This window comes from Salinivibrio sp. ML198 (genome assembly GCF_001996015.1).
Taxonomy (GTDB): Bacteria; Pseudomonadota; Gammaproteobacteria; order Enterobacterales; family Vibrionaceae; genus Salinivibrio; species Salinivibrio siamensis.
The window spans coordinates 101,792-123,754 of record NZ_MUEZ01000006.1 but is presented as its reverse complement, the minus strand read 5'-3'; the positions used below and the strand labels follow the sequence as shown (position 1 = coordinate 123,754).

General features: G+C 52.7%; 18 protein-coding genes. 11 read left to right on the top strand and 7 right to left on the bottom strand.

The window, feature by feature from the left end; translation table 11 throughout:
• Nucleotides 1-54 precede the first annotated feature (54 nt).
• The 4 genes from BZG25_RS05805 to alr all read left to right on the top strand — a co-directional run bounded on the left by BZG25_RS05805 (nucleotide 55) and on the right by alr (nucleotide 5,813).
• Nucleotides 55-1,863 carry an assimilatory sulfite reductase (NADPH) flavoprotein subunit gene (locus BZG25_RS05805; protein WP_077638678.1) on the top strand — a complete coding sequence of 603 codons (1,809 nt, stop codon included), beginning with the start codon at nucleotides 55-57 and terminating at the stop codon, nucleotides 1,861-1,863.
• On the top strand, nucleotides 1,863-3,578 hold the full coding sequence (gene cysI / locus BZG25_RS05800; protein WP_077606407.1) for an assimilatory sulfite reductase (NADPH) hemoprotein subunit: 1,716 nt from the start codon (nucleotides 1,863-1,865) through the stop codon (nucleotides 3,576-3,578). The genes BZG25_RS05805 and cysI overlap by 1 nt, the downstream gene beginning before the upstream one ends.
• Nucleotides 3,571-4,350, top strand: a complete 780-nt coding sequence (locus tag BZG25_RS05795) for a phosphoadenylyl-sulfate reductase (RefSeq protein ID WP_077638677.1) — start codon at nucleotides 3,571-3,573, stop codon at nucleotides 4,348-4,350. The genes cysI and BZG25_RS05795 overlap by 8 nt, the downstream gene beginning before the upstream one ends.
• Before the next feature lie 227 nt (nucleotides 4,351-4,577).
• Complete coding sequence (gene alr, locus BZG25_RS05790) at nucleotides 4,578-5,813, top strand: alanine racemase (protein ID WP_077606405.1); 1,236 nt, start codon at nucleotides 4,578-4,580, stop codon at nucleotides 5,811-5,813.
• A 78-nt stretch (nucleotides 5,814-5,891) separates the two neighbouring features.
• Here alr and BZG25_RS05785 read toward each other — a convergent pair whose 3' ends face one another.
• Nucleotides 5,892-6,512, bottom strand: coding sequence for an FKBP-type peptidyl-prolyl cis-trans isomerase (locus BZG25_RS05785; RefSeq protein ID WP_077606404.1), 621 nt, complete (start codon nucleotides 6,510-6,512; stop codon nucleotides 5,892-5,894).
• Between the two features lie 125 nt (nucleotides 6,513-6,637).
• Here BZG25_RS05785 and BZG25_RS05780 point away from each other — a divergent pair, with 125 nt between their 5' ends.
• Both BZG25_RS05780 and BZG25_RS05775 read left to right on the top strand, forming a co-directional pair.
• Nucleotides 6,638-7,258 carry a LysM-like peptidoglycan-binding domain-containing protein gene (locus tag BZG25_RS05780; protein ID WP_158075458.1) on the top strand — a complete coding sequence of 207 codons (621 nt, stop codon included), beginning with the start codon at nucleotides 6,638-6,640 and terminating at the stop codon, nucleotides 7,256-7,258.
• Between the two features lie 407 nt (nucleotides 7,259-7,665).
• Nucleotides 7,666-9,297 carry a methyl-accepting chemotaxis protein gene (locus BZG25_RS05775; protein ID WP_077638675.1) on the top strand — a complete coding sequence of 544 codons (1,632 nt, stop codon included), beginning with the start codon at nucleotides 7,666-7,668 and terminating at the stop codon, nucleotides 9,295-9,297.
• Nucleotides 9,298-9,361: 64 nt separating this feature from the next.
• Here BZG25_RS05775 and BZG25_RS05770 read toward each other — a convergent pair whose 3' ends face one another.
• The gene (locus BZG25_RS05770; protein ID WP_077638674.1) at nucleotides 9,362-9,829 is read right to left on the bottom strand and encodes a GNAT family N-acetyltransferase; all 468 of its coding nucleotides are present in this window, start codon (nucleotides 9,827-9,829) and stop codon (nucleotides 9,362-9,364) included.
• A gap of 79 nt (nucleotides 9,830-9,908) precedes the next feature.
• Nucleotides 9,909-11,864, bottom strand: coding sequence for a 2',3'-cyclic-nucleotide 2'-phosphodiesterase (gene cpdB / locus BZG25_RS05765; RefSeq protein ID WP_371326847.1), 1,956 nt, complete (start codon nucleotides 11,862-11,864; stop codon nucleotides 9,909-9,911).
• A 291-nt stretch (nucleotides 11,865-12,155) separates the two neighbouring features.
• Between cpdB and cysG the strand changes: the two genes are divergently transcribed.
• From cysG to cysC, 5 genes are read left to right on the top strand one after another with little or no spacing between them, the layout of a single operon-like run.
• A complete protein-coding gene (cysG, locus tag BZG25_RS05760; protein ID WP_077606400.1) occupies nucleotides 12,156-13,583 on the top strand; it encodes a siroheme synthase CysG in 1,428 nt (475 codons plus the stop codon).
• Nucleotides 13,584-13,595: 12 nt separating this feature from the next.
• Complete coding sequence (gene cysD, locus BZG25_RS05755) at nucleotides 13,596-14,504, top strand: sulfate adenylyltransferase subunit CysD (protein WP_046074308.1); 909 nt, start codon at nucleotides 13,596-13,598, stop codon at nucleotides 14,502-14,504.
• 9 nt (nucleotides 14,505-14,513) lie between these two features.
• On the top strand, nucleotides 14,514-15,938 hold the full coding sequence (gene cysN, locus BZG25_RS05750; RefSeq protein ID WP_077638672.1) for a sulfate adenylyltransferase subunit CysN: 1,425 nt from the start codon (nucleotides 14,514-14,516) through the stop codon (nucleotides 15,936-15,938).
• Nucleotides 15,939-15,941: 3 nt separating this feature from the next.
• On the top strand, nucleotides 15,942-17,684 hold the full coding sequence (locus BZG25_RS05745) for an SLC13 family permease (RefSeq protein ID WP_077638671.1): 1,743 nt from the start codon (nucleotides 15,942-15,944) through the stop codon (nucleotides 17,682-17,684).
• A 34-nt stretch (nucleotides 17,685-17,718) separates the two neighbouring features.
• On the top strand, nucleotides 17,719-18,345 hold the full coding sequence (cysC, locus tag BZG25_RS05740; RefSeq protein ID WP_077638670.1) for an adenylyl-sulfate kinase: 627 nt from the start codon (nucleotides 17,719-17,721) through the stop codon (nucleotides 18,343-18,345).
• On the opposite strand, the gene BZG25_RS05735 is transcribed toward cysC, so the two are convergent.
• From BZG25_RS05735 to BZG25_RS05720, 4 genes are all read right to left on the bottom strand, one after another.
• Nucleotides 18,342-19,244: a TIGR03899 family protein gene (locus BZG25_RS05735; protein ID WP_046074304.1), complete on the bottom strand. Its 903-nt coding sequence runs from the start codon at nucleotides 19,242-19,244 to the stop codon at nucleotides 18,342-18,344. The two genes, cysC and BZG25_RS05735, sit on opposite strands and share 4 nt — an antisense overlap.
• 239 nt (nucleotides 19,245-19,483) lie before the next feature.
• On the bottom strand, nucleotides 19,484-19,981 hold the full coding sequence (locus BZG25_RS05730) for a DUF3299 domain-containing protein (protein WP_077606396.1): 498 nt from the start codon (nucleotides 19,979-19,981) through the stop codon (nucleotides 19,484-19,486).
• 3 nt (nucleotides 19,982-19,984) lie between these two features.
• Nucleotides 19,985-21,244 (bottom strand): ABC transporter permease, encoded by a 1,260-nt coding sequence (locus BZG25_RS05725; RefSeq protein WP_077606395.1) that lies wholly within the window; start codon nucleotides 21,242-21,244, stop codon nucleotides 19,985-19,987.
• Nucleotides 21,241-21,936 carry an ABC transporter ATP-binding protein gene (locus tag BZG25_RS05720; RefSeq protein WP_046074301.1) on the bottom strand — a complete coding sequence of 232 codons (696 nt, stop codon included), beginning with the start codon at nucleotides 21,934-21,936 and terminating at the stop codon, nucleotides 21,241-21,243. The genes BZG25_RS05725 and BZG25_RS05720 overlap by 4 nt, the downstream gene beginning before the upstream one ends.
• Nucleotides 21,937-21,963: the final 27 nt, after the last annotated feature.

Below are 21,963 nucleotides of genomic sequence, written 5' to 3'. Positions count from 1 at the left end.
AATTGGTGAGGGTACGCTAGCATTCACGCAATGTTAGCAAGGAATGTCGTCACCATGTTACTCAAGGATCTCTCCGGGTTAACCAGCCCGCTCAATGATCAGCAGATAGGCCAGTTGCAACAAGCAGTGGCGGAGTTGTCACCGCAGCAACTGGCCTGGATAAGTGGTTATTTTTGGGGGTTAAGCCAAACACCTGCTGGTGAAGCGGCGGCACCCAATGCTATGCCACAAGCCAGTTCTGCCCCCAACCATACACTAACCATTTTGTATGCGTCACAAACCGGCAATGCTAAAGGCGTGGCGGAGGCGCTGCATCAGGAAGCGGAAGCGGCTGGGATCCCGGCCAAATTGGTTGCAGCAGATAACTACAAAGGCAAGCAACTGGGCAAAGAAACCCATCTTGTGATTGTTGCTTCCACCAATGGTGAAGGCGAGCCGCCCGATAACGCCATTGAGTTACATGAATTTTTGCAATCGAAAAAAGCCCCCAAACTGGATCATCTTCATTATGCCGTCTTGAGCTTGGGAGACTCGAGTTATGAGTACTTCTGCCAGACGGGGAAAGACTTTGATGCCTTTTTGCAAAAGCTTGGCGCCAAGCCGATGGTTGCCCGCCTTGATTGCGATGTGGATTATGAAGCCACGGCCAGTGCTTGGCGAGAGCAAACCTTAGCCGAGGTGAAGCAACAATTTAAGGCCAGTGGTGATGCGCAGGTAGTGCCGCTTCATCAAGCCACCGCGCAATCAAAATACACCAAACAGTCGCCTTATACCGCTGAGCTACTCACCTGCCAGCGCATTACCGGACGAGGCTCAGATAAAGCGGTTTATCATGTTGAGCTGGATCTGGATGAATCCGGCATTGAATATCAGCCAGGCGATGCTTTGGGGGTGTGGTATCAAAATGATCCCGAACTGGTGGACAGCATCGTCGCCAAGGTGGGTCTGCGTGGCGATGAAACCGTCGATATCGACGGTGACAGCCTCTCGTTGCGAGACGCGCTAATTGCCCACTATGAGATCACCGCCTCTAACCCACAGCAGGTCAGTGCGCTGGCAGCGTTATCTGAGAGCGACACACTCACCGCATTGACGGAAGACAAAGCTGCATTGCGCGAGTTTGCTAATCGCACTCAACTGATTGATGTGCTGGCACTGGCGGACATCAACCTGAATGTCGAGCAATTTCAATCGATATTGCGTCGGCTCACGCCGCGTTTGTACTCGATCGCCTCTAGCCAAGCAGAAGTGGAAGATGAAGTACACCTCACCGTTGGGCTGGTGGCGTATCAGCATGAGAGCGGCGAGTCACGCCAAGGTGGTGCATCGAGCTTTCTCGCCCACCGCGCTGAGGCAGCCGAGACGGTCAAAGTGTTTATTGAGCACAATGATAACTTCAAGCTGCCAACCAGCGATGACACCCCCATTATTATGATTGGCCCCGGTACTGGCATTGCGCCATTTCGTGCTTTCTTGCAAGAGCGAGAGCAACGAGAGGCAAAGGGTGATAACTGGCTGTTCTTTGGCGATCGCACCTTTACCGACGACTTTCTTTATCAGGTTGAATGGCAGCAATACCTTAAATCTGGCCTGCTGACGCGGATGGATGTGGCCTTTAGCCGCGATCAGGCTGAGAAAGTCTATGTCCAGCACCGGTTACTCGCGCGTGCTGAGGCGGTATGGCAATGGCTATCGAACGGCGCTTACATCTATGTGTGTGGTGATGCCAATCAAATGGCGAAAGATGTTCATGAAGCCTTAATCGAGATAGCCCAAACACAGGGCCAGCAAAGCCGTGAGCAAGCGGAAGCCTTTATTAATGAATTGCGCAAAGATAAGCGCTATCAAAGGGATGTGTACTAATGAGTGAGCAGAAATTTGCGGGCGATACACTGGGCCCACTAGCTGATAACGAGCGTTTGAAAGAGCAAAGTGATTACTTGCGTGGCACCATTGATCAAGACTTGGATGATCCGATCACTGGCGGATTCACGGATGATAATTTCCAGCTGATCCGCTTCCATGGTATGTATCAGCAAGATGATCGCGATATCCGTGCCGAGCGACAAAAACAAAAACTGGAGCCTTTGCACAATGTGATGTTGCGTGCGCGGATGCCGGGCGGGATCATTACGCCCCAGCAATGGCTGGCGATTGATAAGTTTGCCCGTGAAAGCTCGCTCTATGGCAGTATTCGCCTGACCACCCGACAAACCTTTCAATTTCATGGTGTCCTTAAGCCTAACATCAAGCTCATGCACCAGACCTTGAATGAATATGGCATTGACTCGATTGCCACCGCTGGGGATGTGAACCGCAACGTATTGTGTACGTCCAACCCGGTGGAGTCAGAGCTCCATCAGCAAGCTTATGATTGGGCAAAGCGGATAAGCGAGCACTTGCTGCCTAAAACCCGCGCTTACGCAGAGATTTGGCTCGACGGTGAAAAAGTCGAAGGCAGCCAAGACAAAGAGCCGATTTTGGGTGAGCGTTATCTGCCACGTAAGTTCAAAACCACGGTGGTGATCCCGCCACAAAACGACGTGGATGTGCACGCCAACGATCTCAACTTTGTCGCCATCGCCGAGCAAGGACAGCTTGTCGGCTTTAACGTCCTCGTTGGTGGTGGGCTGGCGATGACCCATGGTGATACCAACACCTACCCGCGTCGCGCGGATGACTTTGGCTTTATTCCGCTTGAGCATACACTGAAGATCGCGGAAGCCGTGGTCACCACCCAGCGTGATTGGGGAAATCGCTCAAACCGTAAAAATGCGAAAACCAAGTACACACTTGATCGCGTTGGTGCGGATGTGTTCAAAGCGGAGGTGGAAAAGCGCGCCGGTGTGAGTTTTGCGCCAAGCCGCCCGTATACCTTTACCGGACGCGGCGATCGCTTAGGCTGGACCAAAGGCATTGACGGTAAATACCACCTCGCCCTGTTTATCGAAAATGGTCGTTTGCGAGATACACCAGAAAAACCACTCAAAACCGGCATGGCGGAGATAGCTAAAGTTCATCAGGGCGATTTCCGCATGACCGCGAATCAAAACCTGATCATCGCGGGGATCCCGGAAGCGCAAAAAGACGAGATTGAGGCGTTAGCGCGCCGTTACCGTTTAATTGATGACGAACACAGTGTGCAGCGCACCAATTCGATGGCGTGTGTCTCCTTCCCAACGTGTCCACTGGCGATGGCTGAAGCCGAACGCTTCTTGCCGGACTTCGTCACGGAAGTGGAGAAAATTCAGCAAAAACATCAGGTGCAAGATGATCCGATTGTACTGCGTGTAACGGGGTGCCCGAACGGCTGTGGCCGCGCCATGTTGGCAGAAGTGGGTTTGGTGGGTAAAGCGCCGGGTCGTTATAACTTGCATTTAGGTGGGAATTGGGAAGGTACCCGGATCCCCAAAATGTACAAAGAGAACATCACCGATCGTCAGATCCTTGAAGAATTGGATCAGTTGATTGGTCGCTGGGCGACAGAGCGCGAAGCGGGTGAGCACTTTGGTGATTTCTTGATCCGCCGCGAGGTGATTGCCCCCGTGCATGTATCTAAGAGGGATTTTTATGCCTGAAACCGTTCAACCTAACGCGACGTTAGCCTTAGCTGACATTGCCGCGATGAATAAAAGTCAGCAAGCCTTGGCATTGGCGGAGGTGAATGCCACCTTGGAGGCACTCTCGGCATCTGAGCGTGTCGCCTGGGCGTTAGAGCACCTTGAAGGGCAGTTTATCCTCTCGTCGAGCTTTGGGGTGCAAGCGGCATTGATGCTGCATTTGGTCAGCCAGGTGAAGTCGGATATTCCAGTGATTTTAACCGACACGGGTTACTTGTTTGCAGAGACCTATCGGTTTATCGATACCTTAACCACAAGGCTGGATTTGGACTTACGGGTGTATCGCGCCGCACTTAGCCCCGCTTGGCAGGAAGCGCGTTATGGCCAACTGTGGGAGCAAGGAGTGGAGGGGATCACCCAATACAATCACATCAACAAAGTCGAGCCGATGAAGCGCGCGTTGCGAGAGCTAAACGCCGGCACCTGGTTGTCGGGATTGCGCCGGGGTCAATCAGACTCTCGCGCCAATCTGCCGATACTCAGTGTCCAGCATGGAGTATTTAAGTTCTTGCCCGTGATTGATTGGTCGAACCAAGCGGTGGATGACTATCTGCGCGAGCACGACTTGCCTTATCACCCCTTGCGTGATCAAGGCTATGTATCAGTGGGTGATGTACATACCACCCAGCGCTTGGAGCCAGGTATGCGAGATGAACAAACACGCTTTTTTGGCTTAAAACGCGAATGTGGATTGCACGAAGATGACTTGAATGATGGCGCTGGCATATAGCGTGTTGAGTTTTGTCTGCGACAACGCTTCTCTCAAACGTCACCCTAGGGTGGCGTTTTTTTGTTCAAACACGCGGAACTTGTCTATCTTTTTTATTGAGTGACTCGTCAGCCGTGAAGTGTTCTGTGATATAAACAGCGCGCATTGCCAGGAGGCATAAATAAAAGCGGTCAGCTTTTATTTAACACGTCACGGATGCTCCATTTATGTGACCAACAGTGAAGCTTATGAACAAAAAATTCTCTTTAGTGGCGCTTGCCGTCGCCGGTGTCGTTGCCCTTGGGGCACCCGCCGTCATGGATTACTCCTCGCCTACGCCGTCGACGCCTGATACCGGCAATCGTTATATGGGGCATGGCAACGGCTGGCTAGAAGTGAGCACCTCCACCTTTGGCGACAATATTCAACGTGTGCAGCAGAAAGTCAGCGAAGGCACCAAGATTTGTGTGGTCATGAAAGCCGATGCCTATGGCAATGGTATTGCTGGTCTTTTACCTACTGTGATTGCCAGTGGCATTGATTGTGTTGGCATTGCTAGCAATGAAGAAGCGCGGACCTTGCGTGAAGGCGGTTTTACCGGCGAGATCATGCGTGTGCGCACCGCGACCTTACAGGAAATGGAGAGCGCATTAGCATTGAATATGCAAGAGCTGATTGGGTCGGCAGAGCAAGCCGAACAAATGCGTCAGCTTGCCGAGAAACATGATATTACCATTCCAGTCCATATGGCGTTTAATGCCGGTGGAATGGGCCGCAATGGCATCGAGATGAACGAGGAAGCGGGTAAGCAAGTCGCGTTGGATATTGCCACTGACCCGCGTTTTAACGTGGTCGGTATCATGACGCACTTTCCTAACTACGAAGCCGATTATGTGCGCAGCAAGTTAGGACAATTTAAAACCAACAGTGAGTGGTTGATTGAACAGGCAGACTTGAAGCGTGAAGATGTCTTGCTGCATGCCGCGAACTCGTTTGTCACTTTAAACGTGCCAGAGGGTCATTTTGATATGGTTCGCCCTGGTGGGGCGCTGTATGGCGATCAGCCAACCAACCGAGAGTTTCCGCCCATCATGAGCTTTAAGACCAAGGTGGCCTCTGTGCATCATTTACCCGCGGGCAGTACGGTTGGTTATGACAGCACTTATACCTTGGAGCGTGATTCTATTCTGGCCAATTTACCGGTCGGCTATTCGGATGGTTTCCCCCGTAAAATGGGTAATGATGCCGATGTGCTCATTCAGGGGCATCGCGTGCCTGTTGTCGGCGTTGCGTCAATGAACACTATAATGGTTGATATTACTGATATTGCGGATCAAGTGGCCCCCAACGATGAGGTGGTGCTATTCGGTCAGCAAGGGGATAAAACCATTGGTGCGGTAGAGTATGAGACCAATGCGGATGTGATTTTCCCAGAAATCTATAGCTGGTGGGGCGCGGTGAACCCACGTGAATACGTGCAATAACGCTGGATGAAAAGACAAAAAGCGATGCCGAGGCATCGCTTTTTCATTCCTGATTTGGCGCTTGTATTCAGTCAGCGATTACAGGATGTCGAGTAGCTCAACTTCAAAGACAAGGGCGGCAAACGGAGGAATGGCTGCGCCCGCACCACGCTCGCCATAGGCGAGATCTTGTGGCACATACAACTTCCACTTAGAGCCTACCGGCATCATTTGCAGGGCTTCAATCCAACCTTTAATCACGCCAGTCACCGGGAATTCAACCGGCTCACCACGTGTGACTGAGCTATCAAATACACTGCCGTCAATCAATTGACCATGGTAGTGAACACGCACCTGCTTATCGCTGGTTGGAATTTCACCGTCACCTTGTACCAGTACTTCGTACTGCAAACCTGAATCTGTCACGGTGACGCCTTCGCGCTTGGCATTGTCTGCCAAGAAGGCATCGCCTTCTGCTGCTTGTGCTTTTGCAGCCTCTTGACGAACTTCTTCCGCTTTTGTGTGAAGCTCACGCAATGCGTTATTGATGTCGTCAATTTCAATCTCTGGCATTTCGCCAGCCAGCGCGGTGCTGATGCCTTTTGCAATGGCATCAACATGTAAGCCTTCTAGGCCGCTACCGGCAAGCTGTTGGCCCATTTGTAGGCCGATGCCATAGCTCGCCTTCTGCTCGACAGTTTCCAGTTGTACGTCAGACATAACGTCTCTCTTTTTTGCGTCAATAAAGTGTGAAAGGATAACAGGTGATGGTTTCGTGGGTAAACTTTTGTGCCAATAAGGCGTCCAAGATGAGGACAAAACAACAAAACATGCGCGGAGTGGCAATGAAGTTAACAGCAATGCGTTCATACTGGAACAAACTGCGTGCTGGATGGCGAGAGAAACTCACAGCGGGATGGGAAAACCGTCCTAGCGTAAAAAGCCTACATGGTTTGACGGGGCTAAAGCAGGGTTGGCAACGCCTACCGGCTTTACACCGACGCCTATTGATGGTGCTTATCCCGACTGTATTGGTGTTGGCTGTGCTTCCTAGTCCCTCGCCCAAAGCCCCCTCGCCCCAAACTCGTCAACCCGTCGCCCTGAATACAGGGGCGAATGTATCGTCAGCGTCGCAAAGTGATTCGTCAGTCGCGGCGTCAACTGCTGAGCCTGCGACTCAACAAGCTGAAAAAAAAGAAAATAGCCCTTGGGTGAGCCATCAAATTGAGCCCGGTGACACGCTGGCCAAAGTCTTTCGTCGCTACGATCTAGCGTTAACCGATCTGTATGCGATTGCCAATATTGAAGGTGAGGGAAAGCCGATTAGTCGCATCCAGCCAGGGCAGTGGATCCGCTTTAAACGTACACAGAGTGGTGCGTTAGATATTCTGCAAATCGAAACCGAGAAAGGGCAATCGGTACTCTATTTCCGTTTGTCTGATGGCGGTTTTGCTCGCCAACGCTAGTCTTTTGACGCCACGAGCCCAACCGAAAGCACTGGTAACAGGGTGCTTTCGGTAGTCAACCTCTCTTTATCTCAGCCTTGTTCTGTCTTTTTTCTACTCGATGTGTGATTAAAGTCGCTGCCGGACGATTTTTGATCTACTTTTTATAAATCGGTCAATAGAGCCGAATACGCTACACCATTGGGGCGGAAAAGGGATAAGTTGCTGTTCAGGGCAAGAATGCTTACACAATCAGCCATCATTGTATGACAGACTTTTTGCAAAAATAATGAGTCTTTCATCACACTTTGGTTATTTTTTGTGCTAGTATTCGTGCCGCTGTGTAGGACAGACACGCAAGCCCGCCTCAACATGGATGTCTAGGCATTAACACGCTAATCACTAATTTGTTGAGGACTCGCTTTTCCATGTTGAAAAATCTATCTATTGGTAAAAAGTTTACGGCGGCTTTTTCCCTGATTGGTATCGCTGTGGTGATCTTTGGGTTTTATATCTATACCCAAGTCAGCGGCATGCGCGATAATATGCTGAACTTTACGGACGATACCCTCCCCGCAGTGCTTGAGATCGAGCGACTCAATGAAGAGATAATACGTATTCGTCAAGATCAGTATGCGGTTCTCACCTTTAGTGATCCGGCAGAACGACGTGAAATCTTGGGTGAAATCGATGTCATGAAGCGCGATTATAGCCGCGCGCTTGATGCCTATGAAGAAAGCCTTTGGTACGACAACGAGCGTGCTATTTTTACTCGTATTCAAAATCACTGGGACCAATACAATCAAGAGCTCAGTGCCTTTCCTGACAGGGTCGAAGCGGGACAACTGACCGCGGCGCAAAAAATCCTGTCGAACTCGTTCGGCACCTTTGGCCAGTTGGATAAATCGCTTAAAGAAATGTCTGAGCTGACCCAAGGGTTTATTACCTCAAACCGCACCTCCATGCTGAATCAAGTGTCGACGGTGAGCATGACCATTATCGGGGTATTGTTTGCGGTGATTGCCTTTATGATTGTGGTCGCGATTATCTTCACCCGCGCGATTATCAATCCGCTACGCTTGGTGATGGAGCAGTCGTCTGCGATTGCCAAGGGCGACCTGACTTACCAGTTGGATCGTAGCCAGATTGGTAATGATGAAATGGGTAAATTGGCCGACTCCAGTATCGCCATGCAAGATAGCTTGCGTAGCTTGATTGAAGAAGTGATTGCCGCGGTCACTCAATTGAGCAGTGCGGTAGAAGAAGTGAGTGCGGTTTCTAGCCAAACCTCCAGCGGTATGCAAAATCAGCAGCATGAAGTATCACAAGTCGCGACCGCGATGGCGCAAATGAAAGCCACCGTGGCGGATGTGGCGCAGAACACCGAGAGCTCATCCACCGCGGCCAATGAAGCGAGTGAACAGTCGCGCATGGGCGCACAAGACATTGACGGTATGGTGGCCTCGATTCGTAAAGTTGCCGAGGACATGCGTCAAACCGGCGATACTGTGAATGAATTGGATCAGCAGTCGAAACAAATCAACATGGTGGTGGATGTGATTCGTGATATCGCTGAGCAAACCAACTTGTTGGCCTTGAACGCAGCGATTGAAGCGGCACGTGCCGGAGAGTCGGGCCGTGGCTTTGCGGTGGTTGCCGATGAAGTGCGTACCCTCGCGGGCCGGACGCAAGATTCGACCGGTGAAATCACCACTATCATTGAGAAACTGCAGCAGTTTGCAACCCAAGCGCGCAACGCCACCACCCAAAGCTGTGAAAGCATTGAGCAATGTGTGGAGCAGGGCGATCAGGCGCAGCAATTGGTACGTGGCATCGAAACCTCGGTTGAGAACATTGCTGATATGGGCATGCAGATCGCCAGTGCCTGTGGTGAGCAAGACTCAGTGGCGGATGAGCTCAGTCGCAATATCGAGCGCATCAATGATTCAGCACAAGAAGTGGCGGGTGGCGCCGATCAAACTGCGCAAGCCTGTAGCGAATTGAGCCAATTGGCGCAATCACTGCAAAGCACTATGCAGCGTTTCCGCCTGACAAAATAATCGCGAAACGATCGCGTACGCTTCATGACAATGAATCCCGCTCCTTGAGCGGGATTTTTTTTGCTTAAATGGAAGACGTCTCACTGACTGATAAGCGCATATCGATATGTGGGATACCGTCTTCTAAGTAAACGTCGGAAAACGCGACAAAACCATGCTTTTGGTAAAAGCACTGTAGGTGTGCTTGAGCGCCTATTTCGATGTTTTGCGCGGGCCATCGCTGTTGGCATACTTGAATGGCTTGGCGGATCAGCTGATGACCCCATTGCCCATTGCGATGAGTGGGTGCAATGATCACGCGGCCAATACTGCTCCCTGGGTAACTTGCCCCGGGGGCGAGAATACGGGCATAGGCGGCGAGCTCTCCGTTCAGCCAGCCCATTAAATGCACGGTATCTGGCGCCGTATCGTGCGTGTCCAGCTCTGGATAGGCGCAGGCTTGCTCAACCACAAACACATCGACACGCAATTTCATCAGTGTGAATAAAGTGCGCGTATCCAGCGCGTCAAAGGTTGCCTGTTGCCATTCCATGTCATTTCCTCTTGATTGAACATAAAAAATACCGCAGACAGGCTGCGGTATTCAAAGGCTATTTATCTTTCTGTGTTAATTACTGGCGAGGTTGGCCTAAATCAACATGATAAACGGCAAAGCCGACCTCATCTTTTCCTTCTCGCGTCATCGACCAGCGGCCTTTTTGCTCAATAAACTGCGCCGCTTGCTCACTCGGGGAGGTTTCAAAGCTCACCACGGCATCTCCCTTAATCGGGGCAATCGACCAGTTATTGTCAGCGCTAACGGTCACCTCACCTTCCTCTTCACTCACGCGACTGATGTAGTTGGCGACCACGGTGCGGTTTTCATCCGGCGCGGCAAAGGCAATATGATCGCTGCCGGTGCCCGGGAACTTCGCGCCATACGCACGGTAGTTATTGGTCGCCACCAAGAAGGTTTGCTCGGGATCAACCGGCTCGCCTTGATAGGTGAGGTTGACGATCCGTGATGCCTCTGGGTTCACTTCATTACAATCGCCGTCGTAACGCGCGGGCTGGGTGACATCAATTTGGTATTCCACCCCATCGATCACGTCAAAGTTATAGGTGCGGAAACCGTCCCAGTTTATCAGCGATTGCGGCTGCGCTGCGTTTGGATCGATTTGATTAAACTGGCCGGCGCTGCACTCCAGCCATTGGGTGAGTTCGGCGCCAGAGACTTTCAGCGCCACCAAGGTATTCGGATATAGGTAAAGATCGGCGGCGTTGCGGAAGGTCAGTTGACCGGCTTCCACTTCGGTAAAGTTGCTCGGATCGTTTTTGCGTCCACCGGCCTTAAAGGGCGCAGCGGCAGAGACAACCGGAAGGTCGGCCAAATCTGGGTCGCCTTGGATCATGCGCTCGACATAATCTTGTTGAGCGAGATTGACGATTTGTACGGTTGGGTCATCTTGTAGCAATGCCAAATAAGAGTACATCACATCATTGGCTTTGCCGATTGGTTGATTCACAAAATCTTGTGTGGCTTTATGATCGGCTTCTACCGCATCAAGCATCGCCTTATCGGCTTCAACCAATGCCTTATTGTTGGCGCGGTCAAAAATGGGTCGCGCATGCGCGTTGCTATCAGTGACTTGCCATTGACCGTCCACTTGCTCGAGGGCGAGATCAATCACCCCGACGTGGCTGCCCCAGCGGCCAGCCATCACACTGGCCACGCCATTGATGGTGCCTTTTTCGATATCCGCGCCGGGAATATTGGCAAAGTCCTCGCCAGGGAATACCGCGTGCGAGTGACCAAAGGCAATGGCATCAATGCCGTCGACATCGGTGAGGTAATACACGGAATCTTCAGCCATCGCTTTATACGGCGCTTGGGAGATACCAGAGTGTGGGATTGCCACCACCACGTCAGCACCCTTGGCTTTCATCTCTGGGACGAGCTTTTCAGCGGTTTGTTTAATGTCTTTGGCGATCACTTTGCCTTCAAGGTTGGCTTTATCCCAAGTCATGATCTGCGGCGGCACAAAGCCGATGTAGCCGACTTTGATGGTATGGCTGTCACCGTCTTCATCTTTGAGTTGGTATTCTTTAATCAAATACGGGTCAAAGTAATGCTCGCCAGTCTCTGCATCGAACACGTTGGCGTTGATATACGGGAAGTTGGCGTCGTTAATCGACTCTTTTAAGAATGCTAGACCGTAGTTGAATTCATGGTTACCGATGTTACCCACTTCATAATTGAGCAAGTTCATCGCTTTATATACCGGATGTACTTCACCGGGTTTAATGCCTTTGCTGGCCATGTAGTCGCCCATCGGGCTGCCTTGAATCAGGTCACCGTTATCCACCAATAGTGCGTTTTGTGCTTCATCACGCGCTTGCTTAACCACAGTGGCGGCGCGAACCAAGCCGATTTTTTGTGACGGTTTGTTTTTGTAGTAGTCATAATCCATCACGTTGGTGTGAATGTCGGTGGTTTCAATCACACGTAGGTTAATGGTGTCGGCAAAGGCACTGCCAGAGGCGGCAAATAAGCCGGCTACTACAGCAGTGGCGACAGCAGATGGCATCAAACGCATAACAAAGTCTCCAGTGAAAAATGTGCGTTAGTTATCAGGCAGATGAATTATGCCGTTTCTCATACCTAGAAAGCTGTGCGATTGATCGGCTTATTATCTTCGGCTGTCGCTCAACACCGATATCTTGCACGCTTTGCGATCTCAGTCATCGTTAATCCTTTCAGGCAAAGGCACTTCAGATCTTTTAATCACAAAAAAGAATAAAAAATGAATTTATAGAATTTCAGGTAATAGATGTGGGGCGATATAGTGGCGGTATTGTCATCAAGGGAATGCGCGATCATGGATTATCTCCCCCTCTTTGCTCAGCTCAAAAACCGTCCTTGCCTCGTGGTAGGGGGCGGTGAAGTCGCATGGCGCAAAACGCGCATGTTGCTTAAGGTGGGCGCGGCCGTCACTGTGGTTGCCCCTGACGTCGACCGTGAAATTGCGGAGGCGCAAGCGCAAGGGAAATTGACCGTCTTGCGCGAGGCATTTCGTCCCGAGCATCTGGATGGAAAGATACTGGCGATTGCGGCGACTGACAACGCCCTCGTCAATGAGCTGGTCTCCACCGCTGCTGACAGCCGCAATATCTTGGTCAATGTCGTTGATGATACCCCTAAGTGCAGCTTTATTGTCCCTTCTTTGGTTGATCGCTCCCCCATCATTATTGCCATCTCATCGGGCGGCAAAGCGCCAGTATTGGCGCGGATGTTACGAGAAAAAATTGAAACCCTGGTGCCGCAACATATCGGCAAGATGGCGGCAATGGCGGGTGCGTTTCGCGACAAACTGAAAGCGCGTATTCCGACCTTAACGGGCCGGCGCAAATTCTGGGAGGCCGCTTTTAGTGGGCGGTTTGCCGATTTAGTCGCGGCGGGCAAACACCAGCAAGCCGAGCAAGCGCTGGAACAGCTTAGTGGACAAATCACCACCCAAGGCGAAGTGGCGTTGATTGGTGCCGGGCCGGGGGATCCTGGGCTATTGACCTTGCGCGCGTTGCAATTGATGCAGCAAGCCGATGTGGTGCTTTACGACTACTTGGTGGCTGAACCGATTATGGAGCTGTGCCGCCGAGATGCAGAGCTGATCTGTGTGGGCAAACGGGCGAGCTACCACAGTGTGAGCCAAGACGACATCAATCGCCTGTTGGTCGAGCATGCTCGAGCCGGAAAGCGGGTAGTGCGCTTAAAAGGGGGCGACCCTTTTATGTTTGGCCGTGGGGGTGAGGAATTACAAACCCTTGCCAACGCCGGTGTCTCGTTTCAAGTGGTGCCGGGGATCACTGCAGCGGCGGGGGCGACGGCCTATGCCGGTATTCCGCTCACCCATCGCGATCATGCCCAGACCGCACTGTTTATTACCGGTCATTTGAAAAAAGAACAAGACACCTTGGAGTGGGCGACGTTAGCGCGCCCGCGTCAGACCTTGGTGATTTATATGGGATTGATGAAGTCGGCCCATATTCAAAGCCAACTGATGGCTCACGGCCGATCGCCGGACACCCCTGTGGCGGTGATTGAAAACGGCACGCGTCCGGAGCAGAAAGTCTTTACCGGTCAACTCAACAACTTACCGTCGCTGGCGGAGCAAGCTGCGTCGCCCGCGCTTATCGTGGTGGGCGAAGTGGCGGCACTCGCCGGTCAGCTGACATGGTTTGGCGAGGGGCGCGCGGTAAGCGATGCCGACCCCACGCAAGCCCCCACCGCTGTGGTTAACTTCGCTTAAAGGATAGTTAGGATGGATGCAAAAACACTCACTCACCTCCAGCAGTTAGAAGCCGAGAGCATTCATATACTGCGGGAAGTCGCGGCGGAGTTTGATAACCCCGTGATGCTGTATTCGATTGGCAAAGACTCGTCAGTGATGCTGCATTTGGCGCGCAAAGCTTTTTACCCCGGGAAGATCCCGTTTCCGCTGCTGCATGTCGATACCGACTGGAAGTTTCGCGACATGATTGCCTTTCGCGATCGTACTGCCAAGGAGCTCGGGCTGGATCTGATTGTGCACAAAAACCCAGAAGGGATGGCTCAGGGGATCAATCCTTTTGATCACGGCTCCGACAAGCACACCGATATCATGAAAACCCAAGCGCTGAAGCAGGCGCTGGATCAGCATAAGTTTGATGCGGCATTTGGCGGCGCGCGTCGGGACGAAGAAAAATCCCGCGCCAAAGAGCGTGTCTATTCGTTCCGTGATAAGAACCATCGCTGGGATCCGAAGAACCAACGGCCAGAGCTGTGGCGCAACTATAACGGTCAAGTGAATCCGGGCGAGAGTATTCGCGTGTTTCCGCTCTCTAACTGGACTGAGCTCGATATCTGGCAATACATCTATCTGGAAAATATCGACATTGTTCCGCTTTATTTAGCGGCCGAGCGCCCAGTGGTAGAGCGCGATGGCACCTTGTACATGGTGGATGATGCGCGGATGCCGATTGGACCCGACGAAACCGTGACCCATAAATCGGTGCGTTTTCGCACCCTGGGCTGCTACCCATTGACCGGGGCAGTCGAGTCACACGCCAATACCTTGCCAGAGATCATCGAAGAGATGTTGGTCGCTACCTCGAGTGAGCGTCAAGGGCGGGCGATTGACCACGATCAGTCCGGGTCCATGGAGCGCAAAAAGCGTCAGGGTTATTTCTAAGGAGCAGTCATGAATCCAGCAATTCAACAACAGGTGGCCGATCTGGGTATTGAGGCTTACTTGCAACAGCACCAACACAAAAGTTTATTGCGCTTTTTGACCTGTGGCTCGGTCGATGACGGTAAATCGACTTTGATTGGCCGTTTGCTGCACGACTCGCAGCAGATCTATGAAGATCAGCTGGCTGCGGTCCATGCCGATAGCCAGCGTGTCGGCACCACGGGCGAGAAACCCGATCTGGCGCTACTGGTAGACGGCCTGCAAGCCGAGCGTGAGCAGGGGATCACCATTGATGTGGCGTACCGGTATTTCTCCACCTCCAAACGTAAGTTTATCATTGCCGATACCCCCGGCCATGAGCAGTACACCCGTAATATGGCTACCGGCGCGTCGACCTGTGATGTGGCGGTGATCTTAATCGACGCGCGTCACGGCATCTTAGATCAGACCCGCCGCCATTCATACATCGCTAACTTGCTGGGTATTCAGCATTTTGTGGTAGCGGTGAACAAGATGGATTTGGTGGCATATAGCCAAGCCCGATTTAATGAAATCCAAGAGCAATATTTGGCGTTTGCCGATCAGCTCAACCCCGGCTTGTCGGTGTCTATGGTGCCCTTGTCGGCACTGGAAGGCGACAATGTGGTCAATGCCAGTGACGCGATGGCGTGGTATCAAGGCGAGCCGCTGCTCAGCCAGCTAGAAGCCATCGACATTGAAAAATCGCGCGGGACGGGCGCATTCCGTTTTCCGGTGCAGTATGTCAATCGACCAGATCTGAACTTTCGCGGTTACGCGGGCACCCTTGCCAGTGGCGAGTTGCATGTGGGCGATGAGGTTAAGGTACTCCCCTCTGGGCTTACCGCGAAGGTCGCGCGCATCGTCACCTTTGACGGTGATCGTGAATTTGCCTTTAGCGGTCAAGCGGTTACCCTCACTTTGGATAGAGAAATTGATATTTCGCGTGGCGATCTCTTGGTGCGAGCGGACGATGACGTGGCGGTGGGGCAACGATTTGACGCCGACGTAGTGTGGATGACGCAAACCCCACTGGCTCCGGGGCGTGAATACGAGATTAAGTTGGCCAGCAAGAAAACCTCGGCGCAGGTTGAGTCGCTGTCCTATGGGGTGGATGTGAATACGCTTAACACCCATGACGCAGACACCTTGCCGCTCAATGGCATTGGTCGTTGCACCCTGACCCTGAGCGAAGCGGTGCCGCTGGATACCTATCACGATAGCCCGAATACCGGTGGCTTTATCCTGATTGATCGTCTCACCAATGTGACGGTCGGCGCGGGCATGATCCGTCATGTGGCGGAGACGCAGCCGCAAACCACCTCGTCGTTCTCAGCGTTTGAGCTTGAGTTAAACCAGCTGATCCGCAAGCACTTTCCGCATTGGCAAGCGCGGGATCTGCGTCAACTGGGATAAACGATGAGTTGGCAGGAAACCACGGTACTCACCTTGCTGGTGGCGATTGTCGCCGGCTTGGTGCTCACCCGCATAAAGCCTGTACTCTTGTTTGCGGGGGCCGCGTTTGTGGCGTTCCAAACCGGGCTCACCTCGGTTGAAGCGCTGACGGCGAACTTTACCGCGCCATCACTGCTGACCTTGGTATTGCTGATTTTGGTTTCTTGTGCGTTGGAGAAAACCCATCTGACCAGCTGGGTCGCCCGACAGGCGTCGCACGGCGCGCTACCCACCGTGATTGCCAAATTAGGCATATCGAGCGCGCTGCTATCGGCGCTGGTCAATAACACAGCGGTGGTGGTGTCGATGATTGGCGCGATCAAGCGTAACCGACGTCACTCGCCCTCGCAGCTTTTGATCCCATTGTCATACAGCGCCATTCTCGGCGGCACCCTGACGCTGATTGGCACGTCCACCAATCTCATTGTGAACAGCTTTGTTGAGCGGGCGGGTTTACCCAGTTTGGGCTTTTTCACCCCAACAGTCATTGGTGCTGCTGCATTGGTGGCAGGGCTATTGGTATTAATTCCGTTTAGCTATCGGTTGCCACGCCAGGATGGTGAACAAGAAGAGAGCTTGCCGTATGTGCTTGAAGCACGGTTGGCCGCCGACTCACCCTTATGCGGTCGCAGTGTGGCAGACAATGGCTTGCGGGCACTACGCCGTTTGTACTTGGCCGAAATTCATCGTCAAGACGGCGTCATTGCGCCTGTGTGTCCGGATACGCCGTTATTGGCCGGTGACAAGTTGCAGTTTGCTGGCGATGTAGAAAGTGTCGCGACGTTACAAGAGATCCCAGGCTTGACCTTGTTCGGCCAGCATCACATTGATGGGCAAAATTTGATTGAGGTGGTGGTGAGCCACAGCGCCAGTATTTGTGGCAAAACCCTCAAAGCCGCCCGTTTTCGCGAGACCTTTGATGCCGTGGTGGTCGCCATTCGACGCGGCCATGAAAAACTCGACGGGGGACTGGGCAATATTCCTTTGCATGCCGGCGATACGCTGGTGTTGGTGCCGGGCAAAACCTTTCGCCAAGACAGCCAAGCGTTGCGGCGTGAATTCGTGCTCTTTAATGGCTTGGAAGCCAGTACCCGTCTTTCCGAGCGTAAAAGTGTCGCGGTATTGGCGGGATTTGTCGCGGTGATCGGCGCTGCCTTGCTGACCCCGGTTCCGCTGCTTAATGGCTTAGCCGCTTATTTGGTGGTGTTGCTGGTCACCGGAATTATCTCCTTGCACGATTTACAACGCCGATTTCCGGTTGAAGTGGTGGTGATTGTTGGCGCGGCGCTCACGTTGGCACAGCTGATGTTGGCGTCAGGGCTTTCAGCCCGCTTTAGTGATTGGTTTATGGCGACATTTGCCGCAGGTGGCGCGATAGGGGCACTGGTGGCGGTGTACTTGCTGACTTTGTTGCTGACCGAGCTTATCACTAACAATGCCGCGGCGGCGCTGGCTTTTCCGCTGGGCTATAGCTTGGCGCTAGGGTATGGGGTGGATCCCATGCCCTTTGTGATGGCGGTGCTGTTTGGCGCCAGTGCCAGTTTTATTTCCCCTTACGGGTATCAAACCAATTTATTGGTATACAGCGTGGGCAATTACCAGCTGCGTGATTATTTGCGTCTGGGATTACCGTTATCTGTGGTGTATTCCGCGGTGGTGCTCACCCTGTTACCGATTGTTTTTCCTTTAACGCCGGTGGCCTCTTAATCATGGCGTGGCCAACGAAATTGCGGAGACTTTCATGACTGACACTGTATCTGCGCCAACGGATCCCAATGTGATTTGGCATCAGCATCATGTTGATCAAGCCCAGCGCAGCGAACAAAAACAGCAGCAACCCGTGGTGCTTTGGTTTACCGGCTTGTCTGGCTCGGGCAAATCGACCATCGCGGGCGCGCTAGAGGCGGCCTTGGTGGCCGAAGGGCACCATACCTATTTGCTGGATGGCGATAATATTCGTCATGGCTTATGTCGCGATCTGGGGTTTTCCGATCAAGACAGGTGCGAGAATATTCGCCGGATTGGTGAAGTGGCCAAGTTGATGACCGATGCGGGCCTGATTGTCTTGAGTGCCTTTATCTCACCGTTTCGTGCGGAGCGAGAGATGGTGCGCGAGTGTTTGCCAGAGGGGCAGTTTATCGAAGTCTTTGTCGATACGCCGCTGGCAGTGTGTGAGCAGCGCGATCCAAAAGGGCTTTACAAAAAGGCACGAGCCGGCGAGATCCCTGCGTTTACTGGCATATCGTCCGATTACGAGCCACCGCAAACGCCGGCGGTCCATTTGACCGGCGATCACAGCGTCGCTGAGCATGTGGCGACCTGCCTTTGCGTACTGCGTGAGCGCGGGGTGCTACGCACGTCGGATTAAGCGTGGGTGTTGACCGTATCACCCACATCGCTATGCATCTCAAAGCCTTCGGCGAGCAACTCACAAATGGCGTGGTGGTAATCGGGATGCACGCGTTTACCGACCAGCTTCGCGAGCTCATGGCCGGTAGGACTAAAGCGGTAATAATAAAGACGCATCCCTTTGTGTAATGGGGTGAGCATGTATTGGGTGTCTTGCAGTTTAAACGGCATCGCTGGCTGCATTTCAATCACGCCGGATTCGAGCTCAGTGCGCAGGATCAGCCCCAAGTCCATCAACAGCATTAAGTCGGTGTAAGACAATTGATAGTGACCCAGCGAGAGTTTATGAGGCGGCTCTGGGCGCAGCAATTGCACCAAGCCTTGGCGGCGGCGAAAACCGGTGACTAGCTTTTTGGTGCTGTCTTGACCAAAGGTGCTGGACAATGCACAGGCGCGTTGCAGTGCTTGCGCTTCGCGCTGGGTCATGGTCTCGAGAATGGTCAGTGCTTTAATTGAGGTGCTGCCGGGGCGGAGCATTTCTTGTTTGAGGATCTTCGCCCACAACTGCTGCATCGCATGGCCGTGAATATTGCGTGCTAAATCGAAAAAACGCACTAGCCAATCTGGGTCTGGGGTCTGAGCGGTTTCGCTATGACACTGGTCGTAGGTCAGAGCGATGATGGCTTCGAGATTGGCCTGCTGCTTTTGCATCACATGACGCTGGCGGTTGGCACTGCGGTGAGCGAGATCTTCCTGCTCAACCTCCTGCAGGCGCGCATCCACGTGGTACTCACTGGCAATCGCTTTCAGTCGTCCTTTACTGCCACGCAGATCCGCGTCTTCTTTGTAACTGTGATCTTGATGTTGCCGTTTGTCGGGATGGGCGTCGACGACCACGGGTTTGTCTTGCTCTGCCATGCGAGTCTCACACTGATTGTCAGCAAAATTTAATGCTGGCAAATATGTTAATTAAAGATTAAATTTGTTAACATTATGAGTGTTAACAATCAAGTGTAGGGATGCGTGTGCGCAAGCAAAAACTCAACCCCATCAATCTGCTGTTGATTGCCGTGTATATTGGCGCACTGGCGATCTTGTCTCATTATATTGTCTGACAACATCGGGTGCGCCGATCGGGCTCACTGATTGATAGGGACTTATCCGTCGTCGTAGTCAGTTAATTCGGTGCCTTGTAGCACATATCCCACTTCTGCCAAGTCATGACTGACATGCTCGGTTTTCAGCGTGCCCTCGACATACACCACATCCCATAGTTGTTGAATCGGCGCGCCGCCGGCAAACTTTACATAAACAATCTGATTAGGTGGCGGTGGTGGGACATGGATACAGGCACCAAGAAAGGGCACCAATAGGAATTCCGTCACCACTTTATCGTCGCCTTCTAGAGGGATCACAAAGCCAGGGATTTTGACCTGGCTGTTGTTGAGCTCCGGGCGAACTGAGCCAACAAGACTTTGTGGATTCTCACTGTCGTGGCTGATTTCCGGCATCCCGCGGCTATCAAATTGGGCGCGTTCGTGCTCGGGGACCAAATCAATCCAATCTAGCGTGAGTGGCTCACTGCTTGCCCACGCCAGTGAGCTTAACAGGCCACTGAGTAAAGCGATAAGACCGAGCGTTATCCGTTTTTTCATCTGTTACACCTTAATTGTCATGCCATCGGCGAGCGCCTGTCGATAGGCCCGCCAGGCCGGGATCAAGCCCACGATAAAACCGGCGATTAACACACCTGCCATCAGTGATAGCTCATAAGAAGACGGCCAGTCGAGTGGCAAGAACAAGCCAAACTCACTGAGGATATAAGGCTGCGCCAGCGCCAGCCCGCCATAAAGCAGGAGCACACCAAAGACGATCCCTGCGACGGTGATCGCGACTGCCTCACTGACCAGAAGCAAAATAATATGCAAAGGACGCGCGCCCATCGCACGTAAAATTGCCATTTCTCGCCGACGTTCATTCAGGCTGGTAAGTAGGCTTGAAAGCATGCCCAAAAGCCCGGCGACGGCGACAAATCCGGAGATCACCAGCAGTGCTTGCTCGCCAACCCGCATCATACCCCAGAGTTCATGCAAGGCAATACCGGGCATAATCGCGGTGAGTGGCTCGCGTGGATAGGTATTAACCCAGCGCTGGACGGCAAAGGTTTTGATTTTGCTGTTTAGTCCCACCATCACTGCGGTCAGCTGCTCCGGTTGTAGCTCGCGTTGCTGCGCTTGCGCTTGGGTGAGACCTTGGCCGAGTCGCGCGCCACTTTCCCAGCCGACATGAATCGCTTCGATGGCTTCAAGCGACACATGCACACTGCGGTCGACGGGGGTGCCAGTGGGCGCTAAGATCCCGGTGACCGTAAAGGGTAAATTGTCATGCTGATTAAAGCCTTTGTCGGCCAGTCCATGGGCAATGATCAGACTATCGCCCATCTTGTATCCCAGCTCTTTCGCCACTTGGGCGCCAATCACGGTATCAAATAAGCCGGAAAACGGGCCGCCTTGGCGAAAGGCGAGTGGTTGTTTTTGACCATATTGATAATGAGCAAAGTAATCATTGGTGGTGCCGACCACGCGAAAGCCGCGATGAGAATCGCCCAGTGAAATGGGAATGGTCCAATTCACATCCGAGTGCTCACGAAGGCGCTGGTAACTGTCCCAGCCGATATTGTTGGTGGCGTTACCAATACGAAACACCGAGTAGAGCAGTAAATTAATGGGACCGGAGCGGGCACCGACAATTAAATCGGTATTGGAGATGGTGTTGGCAAAGCTGGCCTTAGCTTGGGTGCGCACCTTCTCCACCCCGAGTAAGAGCACCACGGCGATGGTGACAGTCAGCAAAGAGAGCAGGGCGGTGGCGCGGCGATTCTTGAGGCTTTGCCCTGCCAATCCTAGTAGTGAAATCATTGGTTGGCCTCCTCGCGGTGTATGGCGCGATTAAGCGCGGGAAGCGAGACATCGCGGTCAAACAAGGGCGCCAATTGGCTGTCATGGCTGACAAACAATAAGCTGCTATTAGCTTCACGGCATCGGTCTTGAAGTAATTGAATAAAGGTATTTCGGGTGTCTGCGTCGAGCGCAGAGGTGGGCTCGTCAGCGATAATCAATGCTGGTGCCCCAATTAATGCGCGAGCCGCTGCGACCCGCTGTTGCTGGCCGATACTCAGTGCAGTGACTGGCTGATGGTAACAGTGCGCGGGAAGACCAAGTTTATCGAGTAAATAGGCGGCCTCTTGGTGTGCAGGCTGGCTGAGTGCCTGACGCCGCGTGTGAGAAAAGCGCAGCGGGACGGTGACATTGTCAATCACCGATAAATAGGGCAGCAGATTAAATTGCTGAAAAATATAACCAATGTGGTTAGCACGGAACTGATCCCGTTGACGATCATTCAGTGCGGTTAGCGCTTGATGATTGACCGTCAGTGTTCCCGATTGTGGGGTATGAATGCCTGCAATCAGGCTCAGCAGGGTGGATTTCCCGCTGCCACTGGGACCTTTTAAAAATACATGCTCGCCATCATCGATCGCAAAGGTGTCGATATCTAAGATCGGTTGCGGCTGATCTGGCCACGTAAAACGCAGTTGTTCGATGGTTATCATGCCTGACAGGGGCGCTTAACGCGCCCC